Source organism: Burkholderia sp. R-40 (genome assembly GCF_049942845.1).
GTDB classification, from domain to species: Bacteria; Pseudomonadota; Gammaproteobacteria; order Burkholderiales; family Burkholderiaceae; genus Burkholderia; species Burkholderia ambifaria.
Genome location: NZ_CP187968.1, coordinates 1,487,701 through 1,502,850, shown reverse-complemented (window position 1 = coordinate 1,502,850; position 15,150 = coordinate 1,487,701). Strand labels below are relative to the sequence as shown.

The 15,150-nt window shown below is 65.6% G+C and carries 10 protein-coding genes; 3 read left to right on the top strand and 7 right to left on the bottom strand.

What is annotated here, in order from left to right; translation table 11 throughout:
• Nucleotides 1-62: 62 nt before the first annotated feature.
• From ACP26O_RS23130 to ACP26O_RS23115, 4 genes are all read right to left on the bottom strand, one after another.
• On the bottom strand, nucleotides 63-2,948 hold the full coding sequence (locus tag ACP26O_RS23130; protein ID WP_175701265.1) for a bifunctional YncE family protein/alkaline phosphatase family protein: 2,886 nt from the start codon (nucleotides 2,946-2,948) through the stop codon (nucleotides 63-65).
• Between the two features lie 268 nt (nucleotides 2,949-3,216).
• Nucleotides 3,217-5,151, bottom strand: coding sequence for an SMP-30/gluconolactonase/LRE family protein (locus ACP26O_RS23125; RefSeq protein WP_175664394.1), 1,935 nt, complete (start codon nucleotides 5,149-5,151; stop codon nucleotides 3,217-3,219).
• Nucleotides 5,152-5,587: 436 nt separating this feature from the next.
• On the bottom strand, nucleotides 5,588-6,895 hold the full coding sequence (locus tag ACP26O_RS23120) for a dicarboxylate/amino acid:cation symporter (protein ID WP_175664393.1): 1,308 nt from the start codon (nucleotides 6,893-6,895) through the stop codon (nucleotides 5,588-5,590).
• A 334-nt stretch (nucleotides 6,896-7,229) separates the two neighbouring features.
• On the bottom strand, nucleotides 7,230-8,435 hold the full coding sequence (locus tag ACP26O_RS23115; protein ID WP_175664392.1) for an MFS transporter: 1,206 nt from the start codon (nucleotides 8,433-8,435) through the stop codon (nucleotides 7,230-7,232).
• Between the two features lie 310 nt (nucleotides 8,436-8,745).
• Between ACP26O_RS23115 and ACP26O_RS23110 the strand changes: the two genes are divergently transcribed.
• Nucleotides 8,746-10,893: a TonB-dependent receptor gene (locus ACP26O_RS23110; protein WP_208446587.1), complete on the top strand. Its 2,148-nt coding sequence runs from the start codon at nucleotides 8,746-8,748 to the stop codon at nucleotides 10,891-10,893.
• A gap of 122 nt (nucleotides 10,894-11,015) precedes the next feature.
• Here the strand turns inward: ACP26O_RS23110 and ACP26O_RS23105 are convergent, their stop codons facing one another.
• The 3 genes from ACP26O_RS23105 to ACP26O_RS23095 are packed head-to-tail and all read right to left on the bottom strand — an operon-like array spanning nucleotide 11,016 to nucleotide 12,768.
• Complete coding sequence (locus ACP26O_RS23105) at nucleotides 11,016-11,201, bottom strand: DUF1289 domain-containing protein (protein WP_059508013.1); 186 nt, start codon at nucleotides 11,199-11,201, stop codon at nucleotides 11,016-11,018.
• Between the two features lie 2 nt (nucleotides 11,202-11,203).
• Nucleotides 11,204-12,484 (bottom strand): CDF family Co(II)/Ni(II) efflux transporter DmeF, encoded by a 1,281-nt coding sequence (gene dmeF, locus ACP26O_RS23100; protein WP_175659879.1) that lies wholly within the window; start codon nucleotides 12,482-12,484, stop codon nucleotides 11,204-11,206.
• An 11-nt stretch (nucleotides 12,485-12,495) separates the two neighbouring features.
• Nucleotides 12,496-12,768: a metal/formaldehyde-sensitive transcriptional repressor gene (locus tag ACP26O_RS23095; protein WP_011659988.1), complete on the bottom strand. Its 273-nt coding sequence runs from the start codon at nucleotides 12,766-12,768 to the stop codon at nucleotides 12,496-12,498.
• A 174-nt stretch (nucleotides 12,769-12,942) separates the two neighbouring features.
• On the opposite strand from ACP26O_RS23095, the gene ACP26O_RS23090 reads away from it, so the two are divergent.
• Entirely contained in the window at nucleotides 12,943-13,920 is a 978-nt protein-coding gene (locus tag ACP26O_RS23090) for a chromate resistance protein ChrB domain-containing protein (protein WP_175660149.1), read from the top strand.
• Entirely contained in the window at nucleotides 13,917-15,095 is a 1,179-nt protein-coding gene (locus ACP26O_RS23085; RefSeq protein WP_175664391.1) for a chromate transporter, read from the top strand. The genes ACP26O_RS23090 and ACP26O_RS23085 overlap by 4 nt, the downstream gene beginning before the upstream one ends.
• Nucleotides 15,096-15,150: the final 55 nt, after the last annotated feature.

Sequence of the window (15,150 nt, the reverse complement as noted above, 5' to 3'; positions counted from 1 at the left end):
CTTCGCAAAAAACACGGCCCTCCCGCCGAGAGGGCCGCCTTCCACACCGACCGCCCGGACGATCAATCGTCGTCGCGGCTCGCCACCTTCTGCGTCACGCCCCGCAGCTTCGGGTACGGCTTCGAGCCCATCATGCCTTTCCACAAGACCCGGTTGAACTGATCCGCCGGCACCTCGTCGGCATCGTCGAAGTCGAACTTCGCCGTCACCGTCGCCCAGTACGCCGCGTCATGCGTCGGCGTGACATCGGGCCCGGCCGCGTAGTGCAGCAGGGTCTCGCCCGCCCCTTCGGCCAGCCGCAGCCCGGTGCCCTTCAGCGCCGTCGACGCGACGGCCGTATAGCTCCACGACGCCGGGCCATGCACGTCGAACACGTCGCTCATCGGTCGCTGGTAGGCGGTATTCAGGTTCATGTGCTGCGTACCGAGCACGTCCTCGATGGTCCGCAGCGCGTTGACCTGGCTGTAGCGCGTCCGGATCACCGCGCCCTGCTTCACGTACGGCCCGACGATGTACGCCGGCCCGCGATGCGAATCCACGTGGTCGGGACCATCCTGCACGTCGTCCTCGGTCACGACGATCAGCGTGTCGCTCGCATAGGGACTCTTCGCGACGGCCTCGACGAGCCGGCCGACCGCCAGATCGTTGTCTGCCTGCTGCGTTTCCGGCGTATTCACGCCGGCGAACGCCGTGCCGAACGCGCCCATGTGATCGTGGGACAGGCGCACCAGCGACAGCGTCGGCAGGTTGCCGCTCGCGACATACTGGTCGAACTCGCGTTTCCACTCGTTCAGGCGCCACTGGTCCGGATAGGTCTGGTCGAAACCGCGGAAGTACACGTCGGTCATCGACGCCAGCCGCGGATCCAGTGCGGCGACCTGGACGACGCCGGACGCACGCGGGTCGACGATCGGGTTCGCGGCCGTGCCGATACTGCCGATGTTATTGACGAGGAATCCGTAGTTGCGGACCGTGCCGCCGCCTGCGAGCACCGCGTCGAAGATGTAGCCGCGCTGGGGGCCGAACGGCGCATCGGACGACGCATGGTTGCCGGTGCCGGGCAGCAGGTTCGCCGCGCCGCCCGGCAGGCCGGCCGCCGCGTTGCTGTAGTTCGTCGTGCCGGCCGGGCCGGCTGCCGCATCGCGCTGCTGCACCGATTCCCAGTTGACCGGCACGCTGCGGTTCGTGCCCTCGCTCTCGTACGACAGGCCGCGATTGACCGCCGCGTAGTTGATTTGCTGCGTAATCGTCTCGGTGTTGGTGACGCGCCCCTGAAGCGCCCAGGACCAGCCGTCCATGCTGCCGTCGCCCGGGTTCATGAAGTTGTCGAGCGTCACGAACTGGCTCGCCAGCCGATGGAAGTTCGGCGTGATGTTCCGGCCGAACTGGGCGAGCCGCGGATCGCCGTCGGCCCCATTGCCGATGTCGCCGAGCACCTGGTCGAACGTGCGGTTTTCCTTGACGACGTAGATCACGTGCTTGATGTGACGGCGCAGAAAGCCCATCACTTCGTTATCCCGGTCGTTGTCTTCCGGACGATAGAAGTTGTTGCGCGCGGCCTGCTGCGTCAGCTTCGGCAGTTCGTTGGCGGCGGGCACCGGCGCGCTCACGAGCGACGCGCGCTCGAGTTGAAACTGGTATTCGTTCGACGCGCGCGACGCGGCGGCCTGCGCCGGGGTCGCGCCGGCCAGGTGGTCCGGGTTCGGACCGGTCGTGCTCTTGCCGTTCACCACGTACATCCACGTGCCGTCCGCGCTGAACGTCACGTCGTGCGGCTCGAAGGCGGTCGGAATCAAGCCGGTGACGCGATACGCGCGCTCGCCGACGAGCGGAATGACGGCGATTTCGTTCGCGCCGGCGTTGGTCGCATACAGCGTTCGGCCGTCGCGCGACAGCGTGACCGCGTACGTCGCCGCGCCCGTGTGCGTCTGGCCGTGCGCCAGCACACCGGCCGGTGCGCGCGCGTCGATCCGCGTCACGATCGCGTTGGTGTTCGTGTCGATCACCGCGACCTGGTCGGCGTTGTCCTGCGCGACGAACAGCCTCGATTGCGACGCGTCGAGCGTCATGCCGAGCGCGTTGCCGTCCAGCTTGATGCGCTTGACCAGCCGCCCGCGAGACGGCGACGACACGTCGACGGCGACGATTTCTCGATCGCGATCCGACGACACATACGCGACGCCGTTGCCCTTCACGACGACCGCGAACGGGAACGTGCCGCCGGCGTCGCCGCTGCGGCCTTCGTTGCCCGCAAAGAACGGGCGCAGGTCGTGCTCGTAGCGCACGTTGTTGGTCGCGGTATCGATCACGCTGATCGAATCGTTGTAGTTGTTCGCGACCACCAGCGTCTTGCCGTCGGCCGATAGCGCGAGTCCCGCCGCGTTCGGCTGCACGCGGAAGCCGACGCCCTTGCCGCCGTGGCCGAGCGCGATCGTGGTCGACAGCGCCCACGTGCCGCCGTGCTGCGCATAGACGTAGACCGCATCGTCGCTGCCGCCGGTCGCGTAGAGCGTGCTCCCGTCGTGCGAGAACGCCAGGCCGACGAACGCGTTGGTCTGCTGAAGCACCTGCCTGAGCACGGGGCGCGTCTTGTTCGCGCCCGCCACGTCGTACAGGAAGATGTATTGCGTCGAGTTCGCGGTGTCGACGGAACCGTCCGGTTTGTACAGCGAGTTCTGGCCGGCGGTGATGATCGCCAGCGTCTTGCCGTCCGGGCTCAATTGCGAGCGCACGGCCTCCCCCGCGACGAAATGCGGATAGGCCGGCAACCCGGGATTCAGGAACTGCTGGACCGCGCCACGGACGGCCAGCGGCGTGACGAACTGACCGCTCGGCACGCGAGCGGCATCGGCTGCATTGAACCCATCCGCGTGCGCCTGCGACGCAAGCAGCACGGCCGACATGACGGCTCCGAGCCGGAGCACGCGCTTGACCTGGCTATGTTTCATAGGAATCCTCTTGAACAATGGGGCGATTATCGTCTGACGTGTCCGGCATGATCCTGGCCCTGTCTGCCCGTGTCGCGCGGTGGCGAGGGCCTGTGCCAAGCGATCGAATGGGTTGCGTCGGCTATCGCCGACGTGCCGGAATTACAGCGCCGCCCAGTGTCAAGCGGATGACCGGCTCCATTGCGGGCCGACCTATTACATGTGGTTACAGCGAAGACGTTTCGATGACAGCCATCGTGGTGTCATCGTTGCATTCGAGGCGCCGCGCTCAAGGTGTCCACCGATAAACGGTGATGCTGTTCCCCTTCACGTTGTTCTTCGTCACCACGTACTCGCCGTTCGAGCGGCGGTACGCGCGCACGCTGTACATCGCATCGATCGCGCTGCTGGTATCCACGGTCGCCGGGCTGGCATTGACGAGCGTCGTGTCGAGGTTGCCGGTGTCGAGGTTGAATGCGTCGATGTTCGGCCACAGCGGCCCGCTGCTGCTGAACCAGTAGCCGACGAACAAGTGATTGCCGGCCGCGTCGATCGACTTCGCGCCGCTGTGCGGCAGCGTGATCACCGGATTCGGCTTCGTCGTGTTGCCCGCGCTCCAGCCGTGATACACCTCGATGCGCGTGCCGATCGACGTCCAGTCCGTACTGCCGACCACGCCCTGCGCGAGCACCATCGTGTCGCTGTCGGCGAGATAGACGACGCGCGTCAGCGGCTGGATGCTGGCCGGCACCGGCGTCGGCACGCCCGGCCCCCACGAAGGCTTGCCGCTCGCATCGAAGCCGGTCAGCGGATAGTGATAAATGGCGCCGGTCTTGTCGAGGCCGGCCCATACGCCGCCCTTGCTGTCGAGGCTGAAGCCGGCCGACACGCGCAGGGTCGTGTTGAACGCGGGCCCCGGGATCGATCCGTCGGGAATCGCGACATAGCCGTTGGCCGCGTTGAAGTGGAAGAAGTAGTAAACCGGCGGATTCTGTCCCGCTGCCACGAGGATCCGGTTCGCACCGACCGATGTCAGCAGGCCGAAGTGCTCGTCGCGCTGCGTGTCGTTCATGTTGATGCGCGGGTCCGACGGATACGTGAACGGATCGACCGTATTCGCGACGAAGGTGCCGCCCGCGGTGCCGCCGTAGATGTGCGTGCCGCTGTAGAACAGCGCGCCGTCCGTGACCGGATCGGGTGACGCGATCCCTTCGAAGTTGAGCGACTGCAGCGTCCACCGCAGGCTGCCGGTGCTGCTGTACGCGTGAATGTCGGTCGCGCCGTTGCGGCCGAGATCCCAGCTGCCGCCCCACGGGTTGTTGAGCACGTACAGGTTGCCGCCCGTGTCCTTGCCGATGCCGACGATCCGGGTGAAGCGCTTCGCGCCGACCTGCCCCTTGATGCCCGCCGTCGTGTCGAGATAGCCGCCGCGCACGCCGAACGTGCCGGCCAGCGCGGGCCGGCCCGATACGGTATAGCGCTTGATGTTCATGTCGGGGCCTTCGTCGCCGACCAGCAGCTCCCCTGCCGCCGCATCCACATAGAGCGCCGACGGCTGCGACCCGGCAGCCAGCCGGATCGTGTTCAGCAGCGCACCGGCCGGGCTGAATTCGACGACCGCGCCGGCGCTTTTCTGCGCGACCCAGATGTTGCCCGCCGCGTCGACCGCGAGCGCGCCCGGCGCGGACACGCCGATGTCCCGCTGCCAGACGCCGTCGGTCGTGAACACCCGCACGCGGTTGCCGTAAAAATCGCTCGCGTAGAGCAGCGAGCCCGCCGTCGCGAGCCCGGTGACGACGTCGATGCGCGGCTGGTTCGTCGCCGCGGTGACCTGAATGAGCTTGTCGCGAAAGTGCGTCGCGCGGTTGTAGCGCCCGACCGCGCCGCTGCCGTAGGTGCTGCCGGGCTGCAGCGCGACGAACAGCGACGTCGCGTTGCCCGTGATCGCGCTGCCCTGGAATTCGGAATGCGCGCCGATCGAGCCGACGCTCTTGCCGTTCTGGTAGATCGCGACGCCGCCCTCATCCTCGTCCCACATCGACGCGGTGTAGATCACGCCTTCGGGCGCGACCCACATCGAACGCGCGACGTTGCCGACGTGCGCCGCGAGCGTGCCATATGTATTCGCCAGCCAGTCGGTGGTATTACCCGCATATCCGTAAGGCGCGATCGCGGCGATCGCGGCGGCGAGCAGCACGGCCCGAATCGATTTTCTGGCGACCATGGCTGAGGTTCTCCTGAATGTTGGAATCATTCACACGAAGGGCAGCCGGATGGTTTGAAATCGACAATGCGTAAATACTTCCGCTAAATCATCCGGTGCAGTCGGTATTACATCGGGCGTGCATTCGATAATCGGCAGCGTCGAGAATAGCGTTATATAAATCGAAAAAAATTGCGAACCGCTCGCGCAGAAGGCGTGCGCAATTGCGCGAGAGTGAATGATCACTTACGCGTGCACGTTCGCTATCGGGAAAGGCAGGCTTGCGCGTTGCAAAATATCGTCGCCGGTTCGAATGCGACGTATTGAAATAACGGAGGGTTTTTCGGCGAATCGGAAAAATCGCCGGATGCGGGTAACGAAGTGACCGACCGCGAGTATCGCGCCGGCCCGAATTCAGGTCGAATCCAGGCCGGCGCACATTACGACATCAGGGAAATCACGCGGACGTCGCCGTCTCCCGCACCTCCACCTGCTTGATCTCGCCACCGCCGCCCGCATCCGCGTCGTCGCGCGGATCGCCGAGCTGGCCCTCCCACTTCGCGACCACGGCCGCCGCGATCGAGTTGCCGACGGCGTTGGTCGCCGAGCGCCCCATGTCGAGGAACATGTCGACACCCATGATCAGCAGCAGCCCGGCTTCCGGCAGGTGGAACTGGCTGAGCGTCGCCGCGATCACGACGAGCGATGCGCGCGGCACACCGGCCATCCCCTTCGACGTGACCATCAGCATCAGCAGCATCGTGATCTGCGTGCCGAGCGGCAGGTCGATCCCGTACACCTGCGAGATGAACAACACCGCGAACGTGCAGTACATCATCGAGCCGTCGAGGTTGAACGAATACCCGATCGGCAGCACGAAGCTCGAGATCTTGCGATTCACGCCGAACCGGTCGAGCGCGTCGAGCAGCTTCGGATACGCGGCTTCGGAGCTCGCCGTCGCGAACGACAGCAGGAACGGCTCGCGAATCAGGCGGATCAGCGTGAACGCGCGCTTGCCGAGGAACGTCACGCCGGCGAGCGTCAGCACGCCCCACAGCAGCGCCAGCGCCAGATAGAAGCTCGCCATGAACTTCGCGAACGTGAGCAGGATGCCGAGCCCTTCCGTCGTGATCGTCGATGCCAGCGCCGCAAACACGGCGACCGGCGCGAACCACATCACCGCGCCCGTCACCTTCAGCATGACCTGCGCGAGATCGTCGATCACGCCGGTCAGGCGCTTGCCGGCGTCGCCGAGCGCGGACAGCGCGGTGCCGAAGAAGATCGAGAACACGACGATCTGCAGGATCTCGTTGTTCGCCATCGCCTCGGCGATCGACTTCGGCACCAGGTGGACGACGAAGTCCTTCAGCGTGAATGCGGCCGTCTTCAGGTTCAGCGTCGCATCGGCGGCCGGCAGCGGCAGGCTCAGGTGGCTGCCCGGCTTCAGGATCGTCGCGGTCACGAGACCGAGCACCAGCGACGTGAACGACGCGATGAAGAACCAGCCGAACGCCTTCACGCCCACGCGGCCGACCGACCCGCTGTCGCCCATCTGCGCGATGCCGACCGTCAGCGTCGCGAACACCAGCGGCGCGATGATCATCTTGATCAGCCGCAGGAACACGTCGGACAGCAACGACACGTAGCCGGCGACTTCCCTGGCCATTTTCGGGTCGGGAAACGCGCTATGACAGGCGTAGCCCACGGCGATGCCCAGCGCCATCGCGATGACGATGTACCGGGTGATGTTGTGCTTCTTCTTCATTAGCAATCCAAATTACGGAACATGTGTTTCCAACGGCAGGTCGATCGCCGGCATCGAAACGGGAACGGAATTCCGCGAGCACGGCGTGCGCCGTTTCGAGTGCCGGAGCCCGTCCGCGGGCACGGCCACGGCGAACAGGGGGGGCATTCTATCGCAAACGCCGGGCCATCTTTCAATTCTGAAAGGGAGGATGGCGGGGCAAGGAGGGTGTAGGTGCCGGAGCGTTCTGCCGCAGCGGGACGCGCAACGCCGCCGGTTCGGGACAGGCGCACCGTGGCGCCCGGCGCTCAGCTCGGCCGTACGCGGGACATCCGCGCAACCGCCATCCGACGCATCACGCCGCCGACGTGCCGGGCCGCGGCATGAACCGGCACAGGCACAGCGGCACCACGACCAGCGCGGCGCCCGCGAGAAACGTGGTCGATGCGCCGAAATGCGTCCACAGCGCGCCGGCGAGGCTGCTCGCGAGCAGCATGCAGATGCCGCTCACGAGATTGAATACGCCGAACGCGGTGCCGCGCAGCGTGGCCGGCGAGGTTTCCGACACCATCGCGGCGAGGATGCCCTGCGTAAAGCCCATGTGCAGCCCCCACACGGCCACGCCGACGAACATCGAGATCGTCGACGTGCCGATGCCGAGCAGCAGGTCGGCCGCGATCAGCAGCACCATGCCGGCGGCGAGCAGCACGCGTCGATCCAGCCGGTCCGACAGGATGCCGACCGGCCAGGCGGACAGCGAATAGGTGACGCTCATCGCGACCATCACCGCCGGGATCCAGGCGGCGTCGAGCCCGGTCTGCTGCGCGCGCAGCACCAGGAACGCCTCGCTGAAACGCGCGAGCGTAAAGGTCGCGCCGGCCGCGACGACGAACCAGTAGCTGCGCGGAAACTCGCGCAGCGCGCGCCAGCGCAGCGGCGAGCGAAAGCGCCGTTGCGATTCCGCCCGATCGGGCTCCCGCACGCCGAAGACGATCAGCGCGATCGCGATGAAAGCCGGCACCACGGCAAACCAGAGCACGGTCCGGATGCGGTCCGCGAACAACAACATCAGCGCGATGGCAAGCATCGGGCCGAGAAACGCGCCCACGGTATCCATCGACTGCCGCAGGCCGAAGCACGCGCCGCGGATTTCGGGCGGTGCGACGTCGGCCACCAGCGCGTCCCGCGGCGCGCCGCGAATTCCCTTGCCGACGCGATCGAGCAGGCGCGCCGTCACGACCACGGCCGGGGTGGACGCGAGCGGAAACAATGGCTTGGTGAACGCCGCGAGGCCGTAGCCGAGCAGCAGCAATCCCTTGCGGCGCCCGAGCCAGTCGCTGATCGCGCCGGAGAACACCTTCACGATCATCGCGGTCGCCTCGGCCGCCCCTTCGAGGATGCCGAGCGCGACGACGCTCATCCCCATCGTCGACACCAGATAGATCGGCAACAGCGCATGGATCAGCTCGGACGACAGGTCCATGAACAGGCTGACGAGGCCCAGCGCCCACACGGTCCGTGGAATCGCACGCTTGCCGGCAATCGGTGATGGAACGCTCATGACGGGTCGACCTCGAGGTTGGGGCGCCGTACGCCGGGGGGTTGCCTGTCGCAGCGAGTACTTACTTGCTGCGAAATCCGTACAGGAACACGTGTCCTGCGGAAATCCTCGAGCACATTCTGGACGAGACCGACGCACATATCGACTGGATCGACACGCAATGCGTGACGACCAGCCCATCGCGCTGCATAAACATCAGACAAATCAACAATCGAGGGCATTGCAACACTTGTTGACCTTCGATTCCTTTCAAATGATAATGCGTCGCGTTACGAAATTACGAATCATTACGCACACGACAGGTTGGGAGATGAGACGAGTATTGCACCCGGCACGACGCGCCGTACTGGCCGCCGTTGCGTGCCAGCCGATCATGGTTGGCGCGGCCTTCGCGCAGGAAAACACCGCCGCGCCGACGAGCGCGACGACCGACATGTTGCCGGCCGTCTCGGTGAACGCGAGCGCGGTCCGCGACCCGGGAGAAGGCTACAACCCGACCAACGCAGTCAGCGCCACCCGGATCGACGCGCCGCTGCGCGATATCCCGCAGACGGTGAACGTGGTCACGGCCGAAGTGATGCGTGATCAGCACGCCAATTCCCTGCAAGACGTGTTGAAGAACGTCGCGGGCGTCGGGTTTTCCACCGGCGACGGTCAGCGCGACCAGGTCACCATTCGCGGCTTCTCCGCGATTGCCGACCAGTTCGTCGACGGCATTCGCGACGATGCGCTCTATTTCCGCGATCTGTCGAACGTTGATCGCGTAGAAGTCGTCAAGGGCCCTGCCGCCGTTCTTTATGGCCGGGGTTCTTCAGGTGGACTAATCAATCGTGTGACGAAAAAGCCCGGAGTCGACGTCACCAACCTGGGTGTCAGCTACGGTTCGTGGGCCGATCGCCGGGTCGAAGCCGACGTCGGCCGCGTGCTCGCGAACGGCGCGGCCGCGTTCCGGATAACCGGCGCGCACGAGGAAGCCAAGAGCTATCGGTCGCAGCAGTTTCTGAATCGCACGGCGGTCGCGCCGTCGTTCGAGTTCCGCATCGCGCCGAAGACGACAGTGTTGCTGCAGGCCGACTACCTCGAAGATCGCCGCGTGACGGACTTCGGCATCCCGGCCTACAAGGGACGGCCGGTCGACGTGCCGGCCTCCGCCTATTACGGCGCGGCGAACGCCGGCGAGGTCGACTATTCGCGATCGCGTGTCTATTCGAGCACCGCGACGATCAAGCACGAGTTCAACGAACAGTGGTCGATCCGCAATGCCACTCGCTACTATCACTATTCGCTCGACCGGAACAACACGCTCGTCGGCAGCGTCAACGAAGCGAACCGGACGTTCACGCTGAATCACGGCAACGTCTATCGCGAGGAACACGGCTGGTTCAACCAGACCGATCTCACGCAAAAGGCCACGCTGTTCGGCATGAAGCACGAGCTGCTGTACGGGATGGAATTCGGCCAGCAGAACAAGGATCTCGTCAATTATTCGGCCCCCGTCACCGGCGCGAACGGCAAGCCGATGAATTTCGACCTGTTCGCGCCGGCGCTGCCGACGCTGCCGCTGCATACGTCGACCACGCCGGCCGCCAACAACCTCGGCATCTTCAAGACGCTCGGGTTCTACACGCAGGATCTGATCAGCTTCAACGATCAGTGGAAGGCGCTGGTCGGCATCCGCTACGACCGCTTCGAGCAGGAGACGCTCGACCGCCGTCCCAAACAGCCGGGCCTGTCGCGTACCGACACCGCATGGAGCCCGCGCCTGGGCCTGGTCTGGCAGCCGACCCGCACGCAGTCGTACTACGTGTCGTGGAGCCGCTCGTTCCAGCCGTCAGGCGAGGCGTTCTCGCTCGCGGCCAACAATGCGGAGCTCGCGCCGGAAATCACGACCAATACCGAGATCGGTGCGAAGTACGACTGGCTCGGCGGCAAGGCCACCACGACGATCTCGGTGTTCCGGCTGGATCGCAGCAACATCAAGATCACCAACGGGGCCGGCACGGCGCTGATTCCGATCGGCGAGCAGCGGACCGACGGCGTGGAACTCAGCGGCGCAGCCGAGCTCAGCCACGGCTGGCGCGTGCTGGCAGGCTACGCGTACCTGGATGCCACCGTCACGAACTCGACCGCTGCATTGCAGGGCAAGCGGGCCACGCTCACGCCGCGTCACTCCGGCAACCTGTGGCTGACCAAGAATCTCGGCAGCGGTTTCGGTGTTGGCGGCGGCCTGAACTTCGTCGGCGCGCGGATGGCCGATCCGCAGAACACCGTGACCTTGCCGGGCTACGTGACGGCCGACATGATGGCCTGGTACGCGCGCGGCCCGATGTCGCTCCAGTTGAACCTCTACAACCTGTTCAACAAGGGCTATATCGTCTCGGCACACGGCTCGAACGCGAACCTCAACCTGCCGGGGGCACCGCGCAGCGTCATGGCGACGTTGCGATACGAGATGTAAAAGCTGAGCGTTGCCGACGACGCGTGCCGGGCCGGCTGGCGGCCCCACGCGGCGTGCGTCGTCGGCAATAGATGAACGCATACACGCGCGGCGTGTCGCTGTCCGGCCGCGCAAGCCTGCAATCAGTCGGTTGTTTCCCGCGTCAGCTTCGCGTGCCGCCGCGCGCGGTCGTTCACGATCTGATGACGCCGGTGGTCCGTCATCTTCTTCCAGCCGCGCGCTTCGTCGCGCGTTCGCAGGCATGCCACGCAGTAGCCGGTCCGGCCGTCGAACGAACACACGTCGACGCAAGGGGATTTGACCGCCATGTCTACTGCCCTCGCGTCGCCGGCATCACTTCGACGGTGACATGCGACAGGTTCCTGAAACGCTGGAGCACGCCGTGATAGAAGCGTGCATCCCGCTGCGGGTCCGCCGTCGCCACCGACACGACCGCGCTCATGTGCCCCGGTCCGAGCCGCCAGACATGCAGGTCGCCGACGCGGTCGCCCACGCCTTCGATTGCATCGCGCACATTGTCCGTCAGACGACGGTCCGAATTCATGTCGAGCAGGATGCCGCCGGTGTCGCGCATCAGGCCGTACGACCAGTTCGCGATCACCAGCGCGCCGATGATGCCGGCCAGCGGATCCATCCACATCCAGCCGAACGCGCGCGCGAGCAGCAGCCCGACGATCGTCAGCACGGACACGGCCGCATCGGCGATCACGTGGACATACGCGGAACGGATGTTGTGGTCGCGCGCCGCCGCCGTGGACCCGCGATGGTCGTGCTCCTCGAACGCCAATGCGTGCTCGCGGCCGTTCAAGCGGACGATCGCCTTGAATTCATGCGGCTCGGGAATGTCGTCGGTCGATTCCAGGTAAGCGCCGCGGCTTTCCATCGTGAACGTCTGCCGCGTGCCGTCAGGACGGATCGTCGTCACCGATACGGCGCTCGCGTCGACGAGCTTAGTATCGTGCGTCGCGGGGGCCATACGGAAAACCGGCGGGACGCCATCCTCGAACACCGATACGACAAATACACCTTGCTGATCGAAGATCCGGTGCGCGTCCTCGTCGTGTTCGTGAGCGTCGTGCGCATGCCCGTGGTGATGGTGATGACCATGCCCGTGGCTATGACCATGATGATCGCCGCTCAGCAGCCAGACGCTCGCGACGTTGACGAGCAGGCCGGCAACCGCGATCGGAATCGCCTCGCCGAAATGAATCGGTACCGGGGCGAGCAGGCGCGCAACCGCCTCGTAGCCGATCAGCAGCGCGATCATCGCGAGCACGATCGCGCTCGTGAAGCCCGCCAGATCGCCGAGCTTGCCCGTGCCGAACACGAAGCGCGGGTCGCTGGCATGCTTGCGAGCGTACGTGTAGGCGAGCGCGGCGATCAGCATCGCGCCCGCATGGGTCGACATGTGCAGGCCGTCTGCGATGAGCGCCAGCGAGCCGAACAGCGACCCGCCGACGATCTCGGCCACCATCATCGCCGCGCACAACGCGATGACCATCCAGGTCCTGCGTTCGTTCTGCTCGTGCGCCGCGCCGAGAAAGATGTGGTCGTGCCCTGCGCCGAAGGCGTCGTTCCTGAAGTCGTTCATTGCGGCCTCGATTACTTGAAGTAGCTGTGAACGACTTCGATCAGCTGTTCGGTCGCGCTGCCTTCATCGGCGTGATGTTCGGCGTCGACCAGATGGCTGCGGATGTGATCTTCCAGCACGACCGCGAGCAGGCCGTTCATCGCGCCGCGACCACTCGTGATGAGGCGCAGGATCTCGTTGCAACCGCGCTCGTCCTCCAGCGCGCGTTCGATCGCTTCGACCTGTCCCTTGATGCGGCGGACACGGTTCAGCAGCTTTTGCTTTTCCTTGATGGTGTGGCTCATGGCAGTCCCTTCATATACCGGGGGGGACTATATCTCAAATCTGCTTTCCATATAGGGGGGAGGGGTATATCGGCCAAACGTCAGACGAAGAAGGGGGTTGCCCGCCGCCCCGCCGCGACAGCCTTTGCCAAAGTTTTCTTGTAGAGCTGATAACGCTTGAGTAGCATTTTCTACATGAATGCGCTCACGACATGGTCGCTCCTCATCCTGACGCTTCCGACGCAGAACGCGACGGCGCGCATGCGGTTCTGGCGTTCCCTGAAGGCGAAGGGCTGCGCGGTGTTGCGCGACGGCATCTATCTGCTCCCGCACTCGGACGAGCATGAAGCGGCACTGCGCGAGCTCGCGGACGCGATTGCCGAGAGCGGCGGCACCGCCCACCTGTTGCGCGCGCCGAGTCTCGACGCGGCGCAGGACCTGGAATTCCGGACGCTCTTCGATCGAGGCGACGACTACACCGCCTTCATTCAGACCCTCGCGGAAGCCCGCAAGACCTTCGCCGGACAGTCCGCCACGGAACTCACGCGCTTGCTGCGGCGCGTGCGCAAGGACTTCGACATGATCCGCGCAATCGATTACTTCCCGAACGATGCAGCAACCCGCGCCGAAGTCGCGCTGCAGGATTTCGTTGCGCTGGTCGATACCGTGCTGTCGCCGGGCGAGCCGCACGCTGCCGAGCGCCCCGTCCGCCTGCTGGCAATAGGCGAGTACCAGGGACGAACCTGGGCGACGCGTCAGCGCATGTGGGTCGATCGTGTCGCCAGCGCGTGGCTGATCCGCCGCTTCATCGACACCCGCGCGCGCTTCATCTGGCTCGCGTCGCCGGCGGATTGCCCCGCCGACGCGCTGGGCTTCGATTTCGACGGCGCCGCATTCACCCATGTCGGCGAGCGCGTCACGTTCGAGGTGCTGCTCGCGAGTTTCGGGCTCGACACGAATGCGGCACTCGTGCGGCTCGGCGAGATCGTGCATGCGCTCGACGTCGGCGGCCCCGCGGCGCCCGAAGCGATCGGCTTCGAGGCCGTGATGGCCGGCACGCACCAGCGCGCGGAGAACGACGACCAGTTGCTCGAGCACATGGGCGCCGTGCTCGACGCGCTGTACGCGCATTTTTCATCGACCGGAAAGAACGGGAACGGAGCCAGGTCATGACCACCGCCATCGCCGCGACCGAACCGACCTACTCGCTCGGCGAGCTGGTTGCCTACATGCTGCGTCTCGGGACGTTCGGTTTCGGCGGGCCGGTCGCGCTCGCGGGCTACATGCGTCGCGACCTGGTCGAGCGTCGCGGCTGGATCACCGAAGCCGACTACAAGGAAGGACTCACGCTGGCCCAGCTTGCGCCAGGGCCGATGGCCGCGCAGCTCGCGATCTATCTCGGGTTCGTCCACTATCGCCTCCGTGGCGCGACGCTCGTCGGATTCGCATTCGTGCTGCCGTCGTTCCTGATGGTGCTCGCGCTCGGATTCGCGTACGCGCACTTCGGCGGGCTGTCGTGGATGCAGGCGGTTTTCTATGGCGTCGGCGCCGCGGTGGTCGGCATCATCGCGATGAGCGCGTACAAGCTGACGACCAAAACCGTCGGCAACGACAAGTTGCTGTGGGCGATCTTCCTGACGCTCACTGTCGTCACGTTCGTCACCGAATCGGAGATCGCGTGGCTCTTCATCGCTGCCGGGTTGATCGGCTGGCTGTGGCGCGCGCCACCGAAGTGGCTGCATCGGGGCGGGCTGCATGCGGTAGCCGCCGCCAACCTGCCGGCCGCCAGCGGAATACTGAGCGGCATCGACCTGCCGCAGCTCGTGCAGATCGGCGCGTTCTTCACGAAGGCGGGCGCGTTCGTGTTCGGCTCCGGGCTCGCGATCGTGCCGTTCCTCTACGGCGGCGTCGTCACCGAACATCACTGGCTGAACGACAGGCAGTTCGTGGATGCCGTTGCCGTCGCGATGATCACGCCCGGTCCGGTCGTGATCACCGTCGGCTTCATCGGATATCTCGTCGCCGGCTTGCCCGGCGCGTGCGTCGCGGCGCTCGGCACGTTCCTGCCTTGCTATCTGTTCACCGTCGTTCCCGCGCCGTACATGAAGAAGTACGGGCACCGTCCGGACGTCAAGGCGTTCGTCGACGGGATCACCGCCGCAGCCGTCGGTGCGATCACGGGCTCCGTCCTCGTGATCGCGAAACGCTCGATCGTCGACGTACCGACCGCACTGATCGCCGTCGCAACCGTGCTGCTGCTGTGGCGCTTCAGGAAGCTGCAGGAGCCGGTCATCGTCATTGCGGCCGCGCTCTTCGGGCTCGTGGCGTATCCGTTGCTGCACCATTGATTCGCGCTGCGCGGGGCACTGATCTCGTGCCGTGCTGACCGTCCCGCAATCTTCC